Origin of the sequence: Campylobacter concisus (genome assembly GCF_003049085.1) — a bacterium.
In the GTDB taxonomy this organism is placed as follows: Bacteria; Campylobacterota; Campylobacteria; order Campylobacterales; family Campylobacteraceae; genus Campylobacter_A; species Campylobacter_A concisus_H.
The window spans coordinates 173,513-192,533 of sequence record NZ_PIQX01000002.1 but is presented as its reverse complement, the minus strand read 5'-3'; the positions used below and the strand labels follow the sequence as shown (position 1 = coordinate 192,533).

Genomic DNA, 19,021 nt, shown 5'->3' with positions numbered 1-19,021 from the left:
GAGGTAAAATTTAAACTGGAAATTTAAATACGATAGGGTAAGGTGAAGTATTTTTCGCTTAGACGAGGCGAAATTTGATTTTTAAGCGGAGCGTATATGTAATACGTAGCATTAAAAATCAAATTTCAACGAAGTATAAGTAGAAAAAGACAAGCCTAAATTTAGACTTCGTATCTTTCTCCTGGCTTCATTTCGATGATCTCCCATGGCAACCCCTGCTTATTTAGCTCGTCCATGAAAGGCTTGGCGTCGAAATTTTCCATATTAAAGACGCCTTTTCCGCTCCAGATGCCTTTTGCAACCATCATCGAGCCGATCATCGCAGGCACGCCAGTCGTGTAGCTCACTGCCTGCGCGCCCGTCTCAGCGTAGCAAGCCTCATGGTCGCAGACGTTGTAGATATAGACTTGACGCTCTTTGCCGTCTTTGAGCCCGCGGATCACGCAGCCGATGTTGGTTTTGCCCTTCGTGCGAGGGCCTAGCGACGCAGGATCAGGCAGTAAGGTCTTTAAAAACTGTATCGGCACGATTTTTACGCCGTTATGCTCGACCTCGTCGATGCGCAGCATGCCGACGTTTTCTAGACACTTCATGTGAGTTAGGTAGCTCTGTCCGAAAGTCATGAAAAAGCGGATTCGCTTTAATCCTTTGATGTTTTTAACGAGGCTTTCTAGCTCCTCGTGGTAGAGCAGGTAGCTGTCTTTGACGCCCACTTTTGGATAGTCCCATTTAAACATTATCTGCATCGGCTCGGTTTCTTTCCACTCGCCGCGCTCCCAGTAGCGGCCCTTTGCGCTCACTTCTCGCAGGTTGATTTCGGGGTTGAAATTCGTCGCGAACGGGTAGCCGTGATCGCCTGCGTTGCAGTCTAGGATGTCGATCTCATGGATCTCGTCAAAGAGATTTTGCTGTGCGTAGGCGCAAAATACGTTCGTTACGCCCGGATCAAAGCCGCTTCCCAGCAGCGCCATCGTGTTTGCGGCTTTGAACTCGCCGTCTTTCGCCCACTGCAGCTTGTATTCAAATTTCGCCGTGTCGGGGCGCTCGTAGTTTGCGGTGTCGATGTATTGGATGCCGACGCGAGAGCACGAGTCCATGAGGGTTAGGTCCTGATACGGCAGCGCCACATTTAAAAGCAAATCGGCACCCGTTTTTTTGATGAGCGCGACCACAGCATCGGTATCGTCCGCGTCGATCTGGGCGGTGTCGATAACGACACCTAGGCGGTCTTTGATAAATTTGGCGATCGCGTCGCACTTGCTTTTGGTGCGGCTAGCAAGGGTGATCTTGCTAAAAACGTCCGCGTTCATCGCGCATTTTACGGTCGCGACTTGGCTCACGCCGCCAGCGCCTATGATTAAGATATTTGACATTTGTGCTCCTTTAAATTTTAGTGATTTTAGCGAAGTTAATATAAATTTCTCGCTTTAAAAGGTAAAATAAGGCAAAAATTTAAAGGTAAAAAGATGAAGAAAATTTTGCCATTTTTAGCGCCTATTTGCCTCTTTGCAAGTAGCTGTGACGAGCTAATACAAGAGAGTGTGAGGGAGTTTTATAAAAGCGATAGAAATTTGGAGAGAGCCATAAATTTAGCCGAGCAAGCGACTGATGTCTGCTTAAAAGAGGGCAACACCGAGCAGGCGATCACTTCGCTCATAAATAGCGCTAGCATTTGCATGGTAAATAAAGAGCCACAAAAGGCGTTAGAGCTCTCACAAAGAGCCCTAGAGCTTGCGGCAAACGTTAGCGACAAGCTGCTACTAGCTCGCTCTTATCATAGCCTAGGTGCGGCACAAAAGGTGCTAGGCAGATACGACGAAGCACTTGCTAATTTTCAAGAAGCTCTAAAAATTTATGACAACGCGCCAAATGCCCCAATGAACGACGAACTCATCTGTATAAAAGGCATCGCTAGCGCCTACTACCTAAAAAACGAATTTGACAAAGCCCACGAAAACCACCTTTTAGCGCTAAATTTACTTGATATCACGCCAGAGTTAAGCAGCAACGAGCTTGTGCGATCAGAGCTTTTAGTAGAGCTTGCTAACGACCTAGCAAAGCTTAATCAAAAGGACGAAGCTACCCAAAACTACAAAAAAGTGCTTGAAATTTTAAATGGAAAAGAGCAAAATCCTCGCGCACTGGATCTTTTAGAGAGAGCTAACAAAGGGCTAAATGGGCTTAACTAAAGTTTTTCTTTAGACTTTTTAGCACGAAATTTGCAAGCTCAAGTCCCTTTGAACGGTGAGAAATTTTAAGCTTCGTCTCATTATCTAGCTCACCAAGCGTTTTAGTAAAGCCATCTGGGATAAAGAGCGCGTCGTAGCCAAAGCCATTTGTGCCACGCTCCTCATCAATCGCCCTTCCATACATAAAGCCATGCGTAGTGTAATCACCAAATTTTGAGCTAATAGCGATACAGGCAGTATAGTGCGCTGATGAACTCTCTAAATTTAGCGCCTTTAGCTTGCTAATGAGTTTTGCTCTATTGTTTGCGTCATTTGCGTTTTTACCGCATACTTTGCCATTTTCATCAAGGTCAAAATAGCGAGCTGAGTAGATCCCTGGCTCACCGCCAAGTGCATCCACGCTAATGCCGCTATCATCGCTAAGAGCGATAAACTCATTATCAAGCCCCTGCTCTTTAAGCTTTGCAAAAACAGCTTTTGACTTTATGAGTGCATTTTGCTGAAAAGTGCTGCCATCTTCAACGATCTCAAATGGCTTTACGACCTCGCTTAGAGCGTAAATTTCATAGCCTTTTAAATACTCTTTTATCTCTTTTACTTTGTCTAAATTTGATGTCGCAAGCACGATCTTCATTGCAAGAGCTCCTTGATTTTTGGGCATATTTTACAAAAAAGTAGATTAAATTTTTAAATTTAAATTAGCGTTAAAATGATAAACTTAGTCCTTTTAAAAATAAGGAAAATTTTATGTTAAAAAGCGTTTTACCACTATCTTTTATCATAGCAAGCAGATTTTTAGGTCTTTTTATAGTTTTGCCAGTGCTTAGCCTTTATGCCTTAAATTTACGCGGAGCAAACGAGTTTTTAGTAGGGCTAATAGTAGGCGTCTATGCGATCTCGCAGATGATATTTCAAGTGCCTTTTGGAGCGCTCTCGGATAGGATAGGACGCAAAAAAACATTAACGATCGGACTTTTGGTTTTTATCATCGGCTCAATAATTTGTGCACTTACAAGCGATATTTTTACCATGCTATTTGGTAGATTTTTACAAGGCGTAGGTGCTATCGGAGCAGTTGCAACTGCGATGATAAGTGACTATATAACAGAAGAAAAACGCTCAAAAGCCATGGCGATAATGGGAGCTTTTATAGGGCTTAGCTTCACGCTTTCGATGGTACTTGGGCCACTTCTTGCCAAAGACTACGGACTTTCAAGTCTCTTTTACCTAAGTGCCGCTCTTAGCCTACTTTGCATTGTACTTCTCTACACCGTTGTGCCAAAAGAGATAAAAGTGAGCGCTAAAAGTGAAAAAGTACCATTTGGTAAGCTGTTTTTACAAAAAGACTACATGATCATAAATTTTACTTCTTTTATGCAAAAGATGCTAGCAAGCATCGCATTTTTGGTGATCCCTATCGTTTTAGTAAAAGAGTATGGCTACGAAAGCAGTGAGCTTTACAAAGTCTATTCGCTTGGCGCCGTGCTTGGCTTTTTAGCTATGGGGCTAGCTGGCGCCCTTGGCGATGGCAAGGGACTTAGCAAGGTCATCTTGATAGCTGGCACGCTGCTTTTTGCCCTAACCTACACTATTTTTGCTATTAGCTTTACGCTTTTTATCTTCGTTTTGGGAGTTGCTATATTTTTCATAGGTTTTAACCTTCATGAGCCCATCATGCAATCAACCGCAACAAAATTTGTAAAATCCTCACAAAAAGGCTCAGCCCTTGGTGTATTTAATTCATTTGGCTATCTGGGAAGCTTTGTTGGAGGTGCATTTGGTGGGTATATATTGCATGCCTTTGGTTTTAAAGTACTAGCCGTCATCTGCGTGGTGCTTTGCGTGATATGGCTTGTTTTGCTCTTTAGCTTAAGCGATCCAAGAATTTTTAAAAATATCTATCTAAGCCCTGAAGTAAGCTTAAATTTAGAGTTACTAAATAGCCAAAAAGGCGTAGTCGATTATTACAAAAACGAGAAAAATCAAGTGATCAAATTTGACTCTCGCCTAACAAGCGAGGCTGCTTTAAAAGAGAGCTTGAAGTTTTGATCTATGACGTCATCATCATTGGTGCTGGCGCTAGCGGGCTCTTTTTAGGGGCAAATTTAAAGGGTAAAAAGATTGCTATCTTAGAAAAAAATAGTAGTGCTGGCAAAAAGATCCTAGCAAGTGGTGGAGGCAGATGTAACATCACAAATCGCTTTATAAGCGCTAAAAACTACCTTGGCGAGCAAAAATTTATAGAGCAAATTTTAAAAAAATTGACTCCAAATCAAGTTTTAAAATTTTTTAGCGAGCTTAAATTTAGTGAGCAAAAGCAAAATCAATTTTTCTGCGATAGCGGTGCAAAGAGCGTTTTAAACGTACTTCTGAAAAGACAAAAAGCGGATATTTTTTACAATAAAGAGGTTCTTGGCGCTAAAAAAGTAGATGGAATTTTTGAAATTTTGACAAAAGATGAGAAATTTAGAGCTAGAAATTTAGTCATAGCAAGTGGCGGACTAAGCTACAAAGCCCTTGGCGCAAGCGACATTGGCTATAAAATAGCAAATGATTTTGGTATTGAGACATCAGCTCTTGCACCTGCACTTGTCGGATTTAGCGTACAAAAAGATGAGTTTTGGTTTAAAGAACTTAGTGGCGTCAGCCTAAACGCAGATGTGGAGATAAATAGCCATAAATTTAGTGGAGACTTACTTTTTACACATAGAGGCATAAGCGGACCAGCGATACTAAACGCCTCGTTATTTTGGCAAAAAGGTCGAATTTGTATAAATTTTTTACCCAAATTTAATGAGAAAAATTTAATAAATGGCAAAAAGCAGCTTAGTTCGGTTTTGCCCTTACCAAAGAGATTTGTACTGGAGGTTTTAAAAAATTTTGGCTTAAAAGACAGAGCCTTTTATGAATTTAACGACAATGATAGACAAATAATAAAAAGGCTTTTTGCTTATGAGTTTGCCCCAGCTGGGACATTTGGCTTTGAAAGAGCGGAGGTTACAAAAGGTGGCGTAAAGAGCGAATTTTTAGATGAAAATTTACAAGCTTATAGCGTTAAGGGGCTTTATTTTATTGGTGAAGTCTTGGACATCACTGGCATGCTTGGCGGATATAACTTGCATTTTGCATTTGCAAGCGCCCTAAAAGTGGCTAGGGTCTTAAATCTATGATCTCCTAAAATTAGCTAGTTTTAGATAAATTTTCATATTTTAAATAAGATAAATTTACTATGAAAGTAGGCTATTAAGAAAATCAATTTAAGTAATTTAGATGTAAAAATTCATAATAAATATTTTTAAAAAGATTTTGCGCCAAACAAAGGTAATAAATTTTTTGGAGTAAATTTTATAACCAAGCAAGCTAAACGTTAGGTTAAATTTACTTTAAAGGATAAGCAGTTTGGGGATATTAGATTATCAAACCTCTTCTATAAAGCTAACGGCTTCAAATGGGTTTGAGAAAATATGTTTACTAAAATTCTCCAAATCACTCTTTTGACCATATCCACAAGTTAGACCCACGCCTGTAACAAAGGCAGCTTGTGCAGCCATTAGATCCATAATGGTATCACCTACCATAAATGCATTATTTTTATCTTTATTAAGTCTATCTAAAGCCAAATTTATAGGTTCTGGATTTGGTTTTGGATTAGCAACATCGTCTCTTCCAATAACAGTTTTTATATATTTCATAACCCCCAAATGCTCAAGCAAGATAATAGAAAATTTTGAAGTTTTCGTAGTAACTATACCTACATCAGCAAAGCTACTTGCCTCCTTCAATGCTTCATTTGCATAATCTAAGAGTACCGTCTCATTAAGATAATTTTTTTCGTAGCAAGCTTTATACTCTTTTATATAGCTATCAATTAAATTTTTGCTTGCACCAAGTCTTTCAAACATTATTTCAAGCGGATGACCAACCAAAGACTTTAATACATTATGGTCTGGCTCTTTTTTGCCATGAGATAAAAAAGCTCTATCAAATCCTTTTAAAATAGCCGAAGTCGAGTCAATAAGTGTACCGTCTAAATCAAAAAGTATGGTTTTTTTCATCATTTTCTCCGTAGAAATAAAAAAGGGCCTAGCCGAAGCTAAGCCCATAAAAAAGTAACTTTAAATAATAAGATTATTTATTGAAAGTAGCTTCAACGCGTCTATTTTGAGCGCGGCCTTCTTTAGTTTTATTTGTAGCAATTGGTTTAAGCTCACCGTAGCCAACTGTTGAAATTTTATCCTCGCTTACTCCATAGCCAGCAAGAACATCAGCTACTGCTTTTGCTCTTTTTTCAGATAGTTTTTGGTTATAAGCTTCTGCACCTACGCTATCAGTGTGACCAGCAAGTACAACTTTATAATCTGGGTGTTCGCCCATAAAGTCAGCTACTTTTTTGATCTCAGCTGCGTATTTTGGTCCAACTTTGTAGCTATCAAATGCAAAGTTAACATCTAGATCTCTAAGAACGATAACTTTCTCGCATCCTCTTTCATCAACAACTACGCCAGCTGGAGTGTTAGGGCATTGATCTATATCGTTTGGCACGCCATCATTATCATCATCAAGAACTGGAGTTGCTGCTGGAGTTGCTGCTGCAACTGGAGCTGCTGCTACAACTGGAGCTGCTTTTGAGTCAAGACCAATACCAAAGCCTAGTGAATAGAATAGGTTATGATCAGCATGTTCAAATTTGATAGCATCTCTTGCTTCTGCTTTAAGAGCAAATCTATCAGTTACTTGATATCTTAAACCAAAACCATATTGGCCAAAACCGCCATCTTCATTTTTAACAAAAATAGCTGGAACATCTTCATAACCAGCACCAACTAAGCCATATAGACTAACTGGTCCAAAATCAACTATATCTTTTACAAGATTTGCATGATATCTAAGAACTCTTCCTTCTCTTGTTAAGCTACCTGTTTTTTCTTTTGCTTTTTGAGTGTAATCAACACCAAGCTCTACTTGATCAAAGAAAAAATCTTCAAGATTTCTAGCAGCTCTAACACCAACGAAGTTATGGTCTTTTACACGTAGATTTCCCTCTGGGTGAACGCCACCAATAGTTGGAGTAACTTCATAATTATATGCTGCGTTAGACGCAAAAACCGCTGTTGCGGCAACCATAGCTAAAGCAATCTTTTTCATATTTAGAATTCCTTTCTTAGGATTTATTTTAAAGTGGTTACATTTTAACTGAATAAAATTTAACCGACTCTAAATCATAATTTAATTAACAATGTAAATTTGAAATTTACACAACTTAAATTTTGCAAATGCAAAAGCACTTGCAAAAAATCATTAACGTTTAGAGAATTGTGGGCTTCTTCTTGCCTTTCTTCTACCAAATTTCTTACGCTCAACAACACGAGAATCTCTAGTTAACAAGCCTTTTGGTTTAAGTGCTGCTCTAAAATCAGCATCCATATCAGCTAAAGCACGTGAAATACCGTGCCTTAAAGCCTCTGCTTGTGCTGAATAACCACCACCTAAAGTTGTAGCTACTACATCTATTAAACTCTCTTGTTTAGTAACTAGAAGTGGCTGAATTACTTTAAGCTTTATAGCCTCATGACCACCAAGCCAAGTGTTAAGATCCATACCATTTACTACGATTTTACCGCTTCCAGCTTTTATCCAAACCTTTGCTACGGCAGTTTTTCTTTTACCAGTTGCATAAACTTTTGCCATAATTATTTTCCTTCTTTTTTAGCTATTTGTGCCGTATGAGGATGCTCACTGCCAGCATAAACTTTTAGTTTTTTTATCATCTCTCTTCCAAGTTTAGTTTTTGGAAGCATTCCACGAACAGCTAATTTAAATAATTTTTCTGGCTTATTTGCTATCAAATCGCCAAATTTTTCACTCTTTACGCTACCAAAATATCCTGAGTGTCTGTGATAAAGTTTGTCTTCAGCCTTGTTATTACCAGTAAATTCTACTTTTGAAGCATTTATGATGATAACATAGTCGCCACAATCTACGTTTGGCGTGAAGCATGGTTTGTTTTTGCCACGAAGTATAGTTGCTACCTCAGTTAGCAATCTACCAAAACGTTTACCAGCTGCATCAACAACGATCCAGTCTCGTTTAACTTCGTTTGGCTTTGTTATTTTTGTCATTTTCTTACCTTTGCCAAGTTAATTTTTGAGTTGTGATTGTATTTAAACAATGCTTTTATAAAGCTTAAATTAAGTAGCATTTAAACTTCAATATATGAAATTTTTCCATCAAGAGCGTAGAAGATGACGGCGATTATACTATGCTTTGGATAAAATTTACTTAATGCCTCTTTGTATTCTCCAACTTGTTTTTTATTTTCCTCAATATTTTTATCGGTCGTTTTATAGTCAATCACACAAATTTCGCTCTCTCCAATACAAAATAAATCCATCTGTTTTAGTTCGTTTTTTACTTTAAATGGCTGCTCTTTGTAAATTTCTTTATTTTTTATGCACTTTAGAAATTTTGGCTCATTTATTAGCATTTTTGCCCGTTTAAAGGCATCTTCAAGTCTATCAGGTGAAAGAAATTTATAAAATTTATTTAGCATTAAACTTTTAGCTTTTAAAAGCGAATTTTCATCAAATCTTTCACTCATCTCAAGCAAATAGTGAAACGCTAAGCCAAAATAGATTGCCTCTAAATTTTTACCGCTCGTTTTTTGCTCTCTTGCCTCTATCTCTTGCCTTTCTATCTTTAAAATTTCAGGCATTTTTTCATCTTTTTTTGCCTCTTTTTGCTCGCTCTTGCTAGGTAAAATTTTGCCAAAACTAAACTCTTTTAGATCAAGATAGTCGTTTACTTCGCTTTTATCACTTCTAGTATAAAAAGAAAAAAAGCTAGGACTATTTCCACTTGGAGTAGCTTGTTTAATGATGATAAGTGACTTTGTAGCCCTAGTGAAAGCGACGTAAATTTTATTGATATTTTCTTGCTTCTCAAGCTCTTTTATTTGCTCTAACACACCAGCATACTCAGGGTCAAAATTTTCTCTACCAGAAATTCTACTTTTTACTATCCACTCGCCTTTTTCGCTATATTCTGTTATAAAGTTTGAGTCATCGCCTCTGCCTTTACTCATCATATCACAAACTATCACGTAAGCAAACTCGAGCCCTTTTGACTTATGAACAGTCATTATCTTTACGCCATCAGCATTTTTTGGACTGATTTTAGAACTAAAATTTTCAAGATTAAAGATAAAATCACTTAAATTTTTGTAGCCGTTACTTAGCTCAAAAAGCCTTAGAATATCAACATCAGCCATATTTATGCATAAATTTTTAGCTAGATAAAATAGGCTTTTTGTCGCACTATCTTCAGCATTTATTTTTAATTTTTTAGGATTTGTGTTTACGAGTGCTTTTACATTTTTTTCATAAATTTCTTCACCAAAAAGACAAAATTTCGCATACTCGATGATCGCTGCAACAAACGGCGTTCGCTTTAGCTCCAAGGTGCCTTCATTTACGCTTTTTATCCCCTCACTGCTAAGCACCTCTGAGATGAGGCTGATGTCACTATTTTTCCAGCAAAGCACAGTTATCTCACTTGCATTTACGCCAGCAGCAAGTAGCTCTTTTACTTGCGAAACCGCTGCACCCACGATATCTTCATCGCTTAGCACACGCAAGTAGCCGTAGTCGTCTTCCTCGGCTTCAAAATAAGGACACTCGCCACTTACTTTGTAGCTTAGCTCCTTATCTTTTTTAGCTGGCTCTTGTGGCTCAAAACTAAGCCTATATCTATGGTAAATTTCTTCAAAAACGGCATTGTTAAATTTCACTAAAGCCTTTAAACTGCGGTAGTTGCTAGGCAAATTTTCGACCAAAATTTGCTCAAATTTCTCTCCAAGCTTATCAAAAAGCTCTTTTTTACCACCTCTAAATTTATAGATACTCTGCTTCGTATCTCCAACATAAAAGAAGCTTCCAAGCCCGTTTTGTCCGTATCCTGAAACGATCTCGGTGATGAGCGGCAAGATGATCTCATATTGGATCACATTTGTATCTTGAAACTCATCTATCAAAAGGTGATTTATGCGGCCATCAAGCCTGAAATAAAGCACATCTTTATCAAAATTTTCAACCAAAAGCTTAAATACCAGCTTATTTATATCAGCAAAACTTAAAGCGTTTATCTCTTTATTTAGCTCTAAATTTGAGTGTTTATAAACATTTAAGAGCTTGCTAAAGCCGCTAAGTCTATATCTTTCAACCTCCAAAATATACTCTTTTGCCGCCTCTTTTAGCTTTACAAAAAGCTCATCAAGCTCACTTGTATAAATTTTACTAAAAGTGCGGTAATACAGACTCTCTCTTTCAAAGACCTTATTTTTAAAAAGCTCAAATAAATTTTGCTCACTAAATGTCTTTTTGGCCGTATCGCTAGCACCATTTTGCAAGGCTATATGTTCATTTATCTCCTTTTGCACTGCTCTTACCTTGCTATCATCTGGATAGCTTGCACCACTATCTTTTAGCTCACCGCCAAAGCTCTCATAAAATTTAGCCAAAGTCTGTGAAAAGCTCGCCTCTTTTTGACTTGAGATTATCATCATGAGTGCAAGCTCGCTAAGAAGCTTTTGATCTTTGCTTACCTCTTTTACAAATTTTTTCCACGCCAGATCTTGCAGACTATCTTGCACGCTGTAATCAGGACTAAGCCCTAAATTTTGACTAAATTTCTTTAGGATTCCAGAGAAAAATGCATCAAATGTATAAATTTTTAGCTCACTTTGCAAAAACCTATCAAGCTTCTCATCGCGTCTTTTTATGACCTCATCTTGGCTCAAACCAAGCTCTTTGCAAAGCTTATCAAGCTCGTCTTTTTTGTTTTGTAAGTCCAAAAAAGTTGTGATTATGCGCTCTTTCATCTCATTGGCCGCTTTTTTGGTAAAGGTTAGAGCGATGATCTCGTTTATATTTTCGCCTCTAAGCACCAAAGCGATATAACGAACGCTTAAAGCGAATGTTTTCCCGCTTCCAGCACTTGCTTTTAGGGCTAAAAAATCTTTCATAACTCTCTCCTACAAAGTATGGCATACTCGCAAAATTTACAAGCTCCGCTCTTTCTTTCAAAATTTATCTTAGTGTTATTTATGCTCTTTAGATTTTCTATCTCATCCTTTAGATGATCCACGCCTTTTTTTGAGCTAATAAGCACTGGTTCATTCTTTAGGGCAAAATAAGCACTTTTTACCTCGCTACCGTAAAGTGCTTCATAAAATGCAAGCTGAAGCGAGTTCGCATTTGCCTCACCAGTTTTATAATCAAGCATAAAAGGCTCACCATTAGGGCTAGCATCGATCCTATCGATAATGCCTTTTATCTTTACATCACAAAAATCACTCTCTATATCTTTTTCACAATCAAGCACTCTAAAGCCAGCACTTAAACGCTCATTTTCAAACTCTGCGTATTCTTTAAATTTCTGCGACCAAATCTCAAGCTCAAGCGAAGAAAAATCTTGCTTTGCAAGTATTTCTTTAAAAATAGCCAAATCAAATATATTTTTTTGTCTATAAAAATCACTTGTATAGTATTCATAAAGCGCCTTATGCACGCTATTTCCTTGCTTAGATCCTGGCTCAGTTGCTATTGCTTTTGCTCCTTTTATACCAGCTATCTTTGCGTAATAATACTTTCTTGGGCAAGTTAGAAATAAATTTAGTGTAGAAAATGATAGCGGTTTAGTAAAAAAATCATGCTCCAAAATGATCTCATCATCGCTTAAATTTAGGCTTGTATTTCCTTTTAAAAATAATTTTAAATACGCCTCGTCACTAAATTTCTCATCTTTTATTGTTTTGAAATTTTTTAAAAATCTTGAAGGAATACTCTCTTCGTTTAAAACACAGCTTATGGCGACCTTTTTGGCATTATTTATAAGACTTTCATAGTAAAATCTCTGCAAATTTTCACGCTCAAGGTAGCTTATGAGCCCTGCCTTTTGCCTCACTTTCGAGTTTAAAAACATCTCATTTGTGCTTCTTGCTGGGATGAAGTTATCATTAAAATCAACTATGATCACGCCATCAAATTTCATTCCACGGCTCTCAAGCATGCCCATGACGCTAATCTTTCCACCACCCACATCATCGATGCTAAGGCGCGAGATATTTAGCAAAAAAATTTCACTTAACTGCTTTAAGCTAAAGCTAAAGTACCTACATAAATTCTCAATCCTAAAAAGCTCAAGCGCGAGCTTTTCTTCGCATCTTGGCTCATTTTCAAGCATTAAAAGCTCATCTATTAGCTCTTTAAATTTAGCAAAGTCGCAAAGTTCAAAATAGCTTGATTTAAATTTATTAAAAAGCTCTTCGCTTACGCCAAGCGTACTCAAGATAAAGCCAAGCTCCTCGTAGCTCTCACACTTGCTTTGATCAAAAACCGGTCTTGCCTCTTCGTTTATCGCTCTTGTAATGTAAAAAAGCGTCTCATAAATTTTTGTATTTTTAAAGCTCTCGCCCATAGCATAGTTAAAAATTTTATTGCTATCATGAAGCCTTAAAATTTCACTAAAACTCTCATCTGGCAATATAACAGCGATGTTTTCAGGCTTTATACCCTCACGCACAAACTCGCTCGCCTTTGCCATAGCGTAGGCACATTGCAAGCTTCTAGTCGCAAATCGCTTTTCTAAAACTGGCTCAAATTTTTTGATATTTTCTAAGCAAATTAGCTCATTTGTCTTTAAATTTAGCTCATATTTTTTATAGTTTTCAATCTCGCTAATAGCTGAAATTTGCTTTATTTTATTGATTAGCTTTGTGTTGAAAACACTGGTTTGAAAGATAATTTTTAGCGTAGTTAGCTTTGAGATTTTCTCTAAAATTTCCCACTCAAACTCGCTTAAAATTCCATCTATGTGTAGTGAAATTTCACTAAAGCTTTTGATGTAAGCTTCATTTACATTATAAATTTTTGGCAAGGTTATATCATCATAGAGATTTTCTCTATCAAGCAAGCTCTCATACTCTTTTAAAACTGCTTCAAGTATGTTTAAATGCTCCTCAAAATTAGCGTAAATATCGTTAAATTTGATCTCAGCAATACTCTTTTTACTAATAGCTAGCTCTTTAAAAAATGAAAAAAGATAGTCATTATTTTTTAAAAATTCAAAAAACTCAGTTGGAATTTTAAGAACCGAGTTTGCCTTTTTAACACTGGCACAGGCTCTATTCATAAGCACTAAAGCATAGGTGCTATCAATCTCAAACCTACCATCTACATAAACTACCTTTTTATAAAACTCAGCGATACTTAGGCTTTTTGGGATTAGCTCATCATTAAAACTTGCATTAAATTCACGAATCTTACGCGAGTTCGTAAAGACAAAAAGTTGGTTTAGGTTATGCATTTTTCTCTCTTGAATTTTTAAGCAATGATAGCTAAATGCTGATAAAAGAGCGCTTTTTACGCTTAGCCAAAGCTTTAAATTTTTATCTAAATACATTAAAATTTTAAGCCTTAAAGAGCCAAAAGCTACAATCACAAAAAAGGAGCGAAAATGCATAAAGAGTTAAACAGACAAGGTTTTTACTATGGCTTTCCGGTTTTGCTAGCCACCACAAAAGATAAAAACGCAAACGATGATATCACGGTGCTTTCATCCTCTTGGACGTTAGGAAATACAGTGGTGCTTGGCATAGGTATTGAAAATCAAGGCTTTAAAAATATCAAAAACGGTTCAGATATCACGCTAAATTTATGTGATGAGAGTCTGCTAGAAGCTGTGCAAAAAATGGAAAAACTAACTGGCGATAGTGAAGTATCAGAAGAAAAAAAGAATCTTGGCTACACCTACGAGCACGACAAATTTAAGGTGGCAAATCTCAGCAAAGAGCCTGGCATAAATGCAAAAACCGTCAGGATAAAAGAGTGCAAGATACAGATAGAAACGGTTGTAGAAAAGATAGAGTTAAAAGAGTGGTTTAGCATAGTTACTTGCAAGATTACAGGCATTTTTGTAGATGAAAATTTGCTAAAAGATGAAAAGATAGATACGCAAAAATGGCATCCACTAATCTATAAATTTAAAGAATATGTCGGCACTTGCGAGCGTTTGGGATTAAATTTTGGATTTAAAGAGATTTGATTTATAGTTTTATTTGATAAAAACTTAGTATTTTGGTTTTAAATTTAGCCAAAAAGATTAGTTTATTAAAATTTAAATCCAGCTTTGAAATCTTTCTTAGATACCAAAGCTGCGATTTTAAGATCATTTTGTGACATTAAGATCAAATTTATAATACCTTGTGTCATTAGTGTCACTTAGCCTTAAAAGTAGTTGCCATCTACCTTCTTTTAGACTTGTTTCTTCGCTTACTAGATCATTTTCTTGCCATGAAGCTCTTAAAATTTTATTTTCTTTATTTGTCTGTGGGCGAGTAAGTAAAATTTCATATTTTAAAGCTGAAATTTCTCCTTTTTTGGGAGTTATATGAAATTTAAACTTAGCATTTAAGGCGTTAAAATTTGGCTCAAATTTTAGATCAAATTTCTCATCAAAGCGTTTTTCACTCTCTTTGATAAAGGTTATGTTTTCATCGACATTTTGGTAGCTTTGCATATAAGAGCTATCCATCTCTACTGGATGTTTCAGCGCTATGATGATCGTTACTGCACAAGCGATAATGATAGCAATGAAGCTAAGCACGATAGCATAAGGCCAAAAGGTTTTTTTATCCATTTTTTACCTTTTTATAAAAGATAACAATTATAAAAAATGCAACCAATCCATAGATGAAAAATCTTAAAAAATTTAACGTAGTTTTATTTGAATTTCCAACACTACTTTCAAGCTGAAAATTTAAGTTAGATGCGATTTGCTCGGCAATATCAGCGTAGCCGTTTAAGATAGCAGCATTATAGACATCTTTGCCATTTTTAGAAACTAAAATAGGAATTATCGTTCCTGACTCTGGATTTACACTTAAAATTTGTTCTTTATTAAAAAGTTTTGAGGTATTAGCATCGGCAAAAATTTCTACTTTCTTTTTATCCTTTATAAGCAGTAAAAAGGCATAAGGCGAGCTAAGGTTTTGCTCTTTAAAAAGAGATTCTAGCTCACCATCTTTATATACGCCAACTACTAAATTTATACCGCTTTTTGTGTAAAGCTCACTGCCGATCTCATTTAGCTTTACACTTACTTTTTGGCTTAGAATTTCATCATTATTTATCACAAAATTTGCTCCCAAAGCCAAACTTTGTGAGAGCAAAAATATAAAAATGAGTATAAATTTTCTCACACCTAGCCTACAAAAAGGTGGTTTGATGTAAGCACTGACCACGCACAAATAGCCCCTGCAACAACTATAAGCAAGATTATGGCTTTTTCTATTATGCCTAGCATCACTACTCCTTTATAATGACGTGTTTAGCGTTATCAACGCTCTTCATCTCAATGCTACTTGCATCTTTTAATGAGTAAGGCTTGGTTGCTACATCTTTTTGCAAGCCAATACCAATATAAGTAAGTACGCCAAGGATAGATAGCAAAAGCAAAACTGCCACCAAATAACCGCTAATACCATTTAAAGCAAAGATATTTCTATTTTTATTTTCCATTATTCGCCCTTTGATAGCGATATGACATATTCGCCAACTGCTTTTTGTTGTATCTCGTTTAATCTGCCATCATTAAATTTAGGCATAACACCGATGTTGCCGTTTTTACCACGATTTAGTACATCTACGATGAACTCACTTGAACCATATTTACTAAGATCAGCCGACATACCATCCATACCTTTGCCATCATCTCCGTGACAAGCTGCACAAGCTACGTAAAGCTCTTTTCCCATGGCTACTAAATTTTCATTTTTTGTACTTTTTATAGCACTTATCTCTTTTGCTACATAAGCTGCGATAGCCTTTGCTCCATCAGCATCAGCTAGCCCTGCTGGCATCTCACCCATAGGATAATCAAGCCCTTTTGAGCCATTTAGTATCGTATCAATTATTCCTTGTTCGCTACCCCAAATTTGTAAATTTGCAGCTTTGCCACCAATGCCATCGCCTGTGATGCCATGACATGCTGAGCATTGCACCAAAAATACGCTCTCTCCCATAGCATGAAGCGTTTCTTTGCTTGGGTTTGCATACTCTTTTTCAAATTTAGCGTTTGCCTCTTTTACCTCTTTATTATATTCACCGATTTGTGAGTAAGAATTTAGTGGATAGCCAAGTAAATAATACCAGATCGCCCAAACAAGCGTTAGTAAAAAAACTACCGCCCAACCAAATGGAACTGGGTTTTTATACTCGCCTATCCCATCCCAGTTGTGCTCGCTAAGCTCTACGCTTTCATCTTTTTTAACTTTCATTTGACCAACATACTTACCAGCTACAACGACAGTTAGTACGATAATTAAGATGGCACCTATTAACGCAAGTAAATTTATATTATCTTCTAAATTTAGCCATTGCATACGCTCTCCTTTGTAGCCTTTTGCTCTAAAATTTTACTTCCGATCTCATCATCTAGGGCTAATCTTGAATACTTCTCATAATTTCTTCTACCTTGCTTTTCACTTTTATAAAGATGAAAAAAATAAGCGTACAAAGTGATAGCTAAGAATGCTGTCAAAATAAAATAGCCATAAGCTTGAAGTTCTCTAATATCCATTATTAACTCCTATTTTAGGCTATTTAGATAGGCGATAAGTGCCACGATCTGGCGAATTTCACCCTTTGCAAAGGCACTTTTTACTTGCTCATCTTTCATACTTTCAACGATACTTGCAGCCTGCTCTTTCACGTTAGCATTTGCTTGCTCAAAAGTGCCAAGAGCTGGCATATCTTTCTCATCATAAGGTGTGTTAAAAACCTTTTTAACAGTTAGTGCTTCAGCGTAAGCGGTCTCTATATCAGCATTTTTCTTAAATAAAAATGGATATGCTGGCATGATCGAGCCTGGCACAACTGAGGCTGGGTTTAACATATGATTTTCATGCCAATCTGTCGTTCTATAATTACCCACACGCATAAGATCTGGGCCCGTTCTTTTTGAACCCCAAAGATGAGGGCGATCATAAGCAAATTCGCCGCTTAACGAGTACATGCCGTATCTATCAGTCTCTGCTTTAAACGGACGTATCATCTGTGAGTGACAAGTGTTGCAACCATTTTGTATATATATATTTTTTCCAGCAAGCTCTAAAACCGTATAAGGCTTTGTACCCTCAAGTGGCCTAGCTCTATTTGCAAAGTCGGGTAAAATTTCTACCACACCAGCATAAGCTATGACAATAAAGACGCAAACTGCAAAAAAGAATGGATTTTTTTCTAACCAAGCAAACATCACATCACCTCCGCGTTGGCTTTAGCGCTACCCATAGGCGTTGCACTTTTTGGCTCTGCCAAAATAGCTTTAGCAGAAGTTGATTTGTAGATATTGTAAGCAAACATCAAAAAGCCAATCAAATACAAAAGTCCGCCAATAGCTCTAATGTAATAATAAGGTATAAGCACTACAACAGTATCAATAAATGAGTAGAGTAAATTTCCATAGCTATCAGTCGCTCTCCACATCATACCTTGCGTAATACCAGCAATCCACATCGAAGCAAAGTATAAAACGATACCTGTTGTTTGTATCCAAAACTGAGCTTCCATTAGCGATTTTGAATAAATTTCGCGCTTAAAGACACGTGGCGTCATATGATAAAGTGCCGCCATAGTCATAAAACCAACCCAGCCAAGTGCACCATCATGTACGTGTCCTGGCACCCAGTCAGTATAGTGAGCTAGTGCATTTACAGATTTAATAGCTAAGATAGGGCCTTCAAGAGTTGAAAACATATAAAAAGTTGAAGCTAGAATCATAAATTTAATAAGCGGGCTCTCGCGAAGTTGTGTCCATTCGCCTTTCATTGTAAGAAGCATATTAATAGCTGAACCCCAAGAAGGCAAAATCAAAACAATAGAAAAAACCGAACCCATAGTCTGCATCCAATCAGGCACAGCAGTATATATTAGGTGGTGACCGCCAGCCCAAAGATAGATAAACATAAGACCCCAGAATGAAAATAACGAAAGCTTATAAGAAAATATTGGCTGTCCGCTCTCTTTTGGCAAGAAATAATAAATTTGGGCGATAATCGCTACTGTAAATACAAACGCAACTGCGTTGTGACCGTACCACCACTGAACCAAAGCATCATTTGAGCCAGCATACATCGAAACTGAGTGTAGCCATGAGCCATATCCACTAACTAGTCTTGTTGGAATTTCCATGTTATTAAATAGATAAAGCATAGCAACGCCAAGGAATGTAGCAATGTAATACCAAACCGAGATATAAAGTGTCTTCTCGCGGCGTATACCAATAAGTCCAAATATACTTACACCCCAAAGCACCCAGACTATTACTACTGCAATATCTAGTGGCCACTCAAGCTCGGCATACTCCTTAGATGTACTCTCGCCCATAAAAAGCGTCACAACAGCTAGAATCATAACAAGTATATAAAGCCAAAAATGAAGCTTACCAATGAACATCAAAAAAGGAGATTCACTCATTGATACTTTTAGGACACGCTGTCCGATATAATACCAAGTGGCAAATATACCAGAGAGCATAAAACCAAAAATGATACCATTAGTATGAAGAGGACGTAATCTACCAAATGCCGAATACTCACCAGCTATATAGTTTAGATCAGGACAGGCAAGCTGAAAAGCTACCAAAACACCAATAGCCATGCCAACAATACCAAAAAATATCGTGGAGAACATAAAGAGTTTTGCCACACTATAATCATAATGTAGCAACTGGGATGGTCGCATAAATTTTCCTCCTAGTTAAATTTATATTAATTTTCG

At 37.1% G+C, this 19,021-nt stretch carries 19 protein-coding genes; 4 read left to right on the top strand and 15 right to left on the bottom strand.

From position 1 onward, the window contains the following. Positions 1 to 161: 161 nt before the first annotated feature. Positions 162 to 1,373: a saccharopine dehydrogenase family protein gene (locus CVT13_RS03280; RefSeq protein WP_107811593.1), complete on the bottom strand. Its 1,212-nt coding sequence runs from the start codon at positions 1,371 to 1,373 to the stop codon at positions 162 to 164. A gap of 93 nt (positions 1,374 to 1,466) precedes the next feature. Here CVT13_RS03280 and CVT13_RS03275 point away from each other — a divergent pair, with 93 nt between their 5' ends. After that, entirely contained in the window at positions 1,467 to 2,189 is a 723-nt protein-coding gene (locus CVT13_RS03275) for a tetratricopeptide repeat protein (protein WP_107811592.1), read from the top strand. Here CVT13_RS03275 and CVT13_RS03270 read toward each other — a convergent pair. Beyond that, the gene (locus tag CVT13_RS03270) at positions 2,182 to 2,823 is read right to left on the bottom strand and encodes a non-canonical purine NTP pyrophosphatase (protein ID WP_107811591.1); all 642 of its coding nucleotides are present in this window, start codon (positions 2,821 to 2,823) and stop codon (positions 2,182 to 2,184) included. The genes CVT13_RS03275 and CVT13_RS03270 overlap by 8 nt on opposite strands. Positions 2,824 to 2,936: 113 nt before the next feature. On the opposite strand from CVT13_RS03270, the gene CVT13_RS03265 reads away from it, so the two are divergent. Further along, a complete protein-coding gene (locus CVT13_RS03265) occupies positions 2,937 to 4,238 on the top strand; it encodes an MFS transporter (RefSeq protein WP_107811590.1) in 1,302 nt (433 codons plus the stop codon). Beyond that, positions 4,235 to 5,359 (top strand): NAD(P)/FAD-dependent oxidoreductase, encoded by a 1,125-nt coding sequence (locus tag CVT13_RS03260; protein WP_107811589.1) that lies wholly within the window; start codon positions 4,235 to 4,237, stop codon positions 5,357 to 5,359. The genes CVT13_RS03265 and CVT13_RS03260 overlap by 4 nt, the downstream gene beginning before the upstream one ends. A gap of 246 nt (positions 5,360 to 5,605) precedes the next feature. Here the strand turns inward: CVT13_RS03260 and CVT13_RS03255 are convergent, their stop codons facing one another. The 6 genes from CVT13_RS03255 to CVT13_RS03230 form a co-directional block, all read right to left on the bottom strand. Beyond that, a complete protein-coding gene (locus CVT13_RS03255; RefSeq protein ID WP_107811588.1) occupies positions 5,606 to 6,244 on the bottom strand; it encodes an HAD family hydrolase in 639 nt (212 codons plus the stop codon). Positions 6,245 to 6,317: 73 nt separating this feature from the next. Continuing rightward, positions 6,318 to 7,334 (bottom strand): OmpA family protein, encoded by a 1,017-nt coding sequence (locus CVT13_RS03250; RefSeq protein WP_084041636.1) that lies wholly within the window; start codon positions 7,332 to 7,334, stop codon positions 6,318 to 6,320. 153 nt (positions 7,335 to 7,487) lie between these two features. Then, complete coding sequence (rpsI, locus tag CVT13_RS03245) at positions 7,488 to 7,877, bottom strand: 30S ribosomal protein S9 (protein WP_021084780.1); 390 nt, start codon at positions 7,875 to 7,877, stop codon at positions 7,488 to 7,490. 2 nt (positions 7,878 to 7,879) lie between these two features. Continuing rightward, positions 7,880 to 8,308, bottom strand: a complete 429-nt coding sequence (gene rplM / locus CVT13_RS03240; protein WP_002939292.1) for a 50S ribosomal protein L13 — start codon at positions 8,306 to 8,308, stop codon at positions 7,880 to 7,882. Positions 8,309 to 8,388: 80 nt separating this feature from the next. Then, complete coding sequence (locus tag CVT13_RS03235) at positions 8,389 to 11,208, bottom strand: RecB-like helicase (protein WP_107811587.1); 2,820 nt, start codon at positions 11,206 to 11,208, stop codon at positions 8,389 to 8,391. Beyond that, on the bottom strand, positions 11,205 to 13,646 hold the full coding sequence (locus CVT13_RS03230; RefSeq protein WP_234411956.1) for a PD-(D/E)XK nuclease family protein: 2,442 nt from the start codon (positions 13,644 to 13,646) through the stop codon (positions 11,205 to 11,207). Before CVT13_RS03230 ends, CVT13_RS03235 begins: the two co-directional genes overlap by 4 nt. Before the next feature lie 54 nt (positions 13,647 to 13,700). Here CVT13_RS03230 and CVT13_RS03225 point away from each other — a divergent pair, with 54 nt between their 5' ends. Then, positions 13,701 to 14,288: a flavin reductase gene (locus tag CVT13_RS03225; RefSeq protein WP_107811586.1), complete on the top strand. Its 588-nt coding sequence runs from the start codon at positions 13,701 to 13,703 to the stop codon at positions 14,286 to 14,288. Positions 14,289 to 14,411: 123 nt separating this feature from the next. Here the strand turns inward: CVT13_RS03225 and CVT13_RS03220 are convergent, their stop codons facing one another. From CVT13_RS03220 to ccoN, 7 genes are all read right to left on the bottom strand, one after another. Further along, positions 14,412 to 14,882 (bottom strand): FixH family protein, encoded by a 471-nt coding sequence (locus CVT13_RS03220; RefSeq protein ID WP_107811585.1) that lies wholly within the window; start codon positions 14,880 to 14,882, stop codon positions 14,412 to 14,414. Beyond that, positions 14,875 to 15,444: a hypothetical protein gene (locus tag CVT13_RS03215; RefSeq protein ID WP_107811584.1), complete on the bottom strand. Its 570-nt coding sequence runs from the start codon at positions 15,442 to 15,444 to the stop codon at positions 14,875 to 14,877. The genes CVT13_RS03220 and CVT13_RS03215 overlap by 8 nt, the downstream gene beginning before the upstream one ends. A gap of 106 nt (positions 15,445 to 15,550) precedes the next feature. Continuing rightward, a complete protein-coding gene (locus tag CVT13_RS03210) occupies positions 15,551 to 15,763 on the bottom strand; it encodes a DUF4006 family protein (RefSeq protein WP_021090794.1) in 213 nt (70 codons plus the stop codon). After that, on the bottom strand, positions 15,763 to 16,626 hold the full coding sequence (locus CVT13_RS03205; protein WP_107811583.1) for a cbb3-type cytochrome c oxidase N-terminal domain-containing protein: 864 nt from the start codon (positions 16,624 to 16,626) through the stop codon (positions 15,763 to 15,765). The genes CVT13_RS03210 and CVT13_RS03205 overlap by 1 nt, the downstream gene beginning before the upstream one ends. After that, positions 16,614 to 16,823 carry a cytochrome c oxidase, cbb3-type, CcoQ subunit gene (locus tag CVT13_RS03200; protein ID WP_021090915.1) on the bottom strand — a complete coding sequence of 70 codons (210 nt, stop codon included), beginning with the start codon at positions 16,821 to 16,823 and terminating at the stop codon, positions 16,614 to 16,616. The genes CVT13_RS03205 and CVT13_RS03200 overlap by 13 nt, the downstream gene beginning before the upstream one ends. Positions 16,824 to 16,832: 9 nt before the next feature. Then, on the bottom strand, positions 16,833 to 17,498 hold the full coding sequence (ccoO, locus tag CVT13_RS03195; RefSeq protein ID WP_084041629.1) for a cytochrome-c oxidase, cbb3-type subunit II: 666 nt from the start codon (positions 17,496 to 17,498) through the stop codon (positions 16,833 to 16,835). Beyond that, positions 17,498 to 18,985 carry a cytochrome-c oxidase, cbb3-type subunit I gene (gene ccoN, locus CVT13_RS03190; RefSeq protein WP_087585221.1) on the bottom strand — a complete coding sequence of 496 codons (1,488 nt, stop codon included), beginning with the start codon at positions 18,983 to 18,985 and terminating at the stop codon, positions 17,498 to 17,500. Before ccoN ends, ccoO begins: the two co-directional genes overlap by 1 nt. Between the last annotated feature and the right edge of the window lie 36 nt (positions 18,986 to 19,021).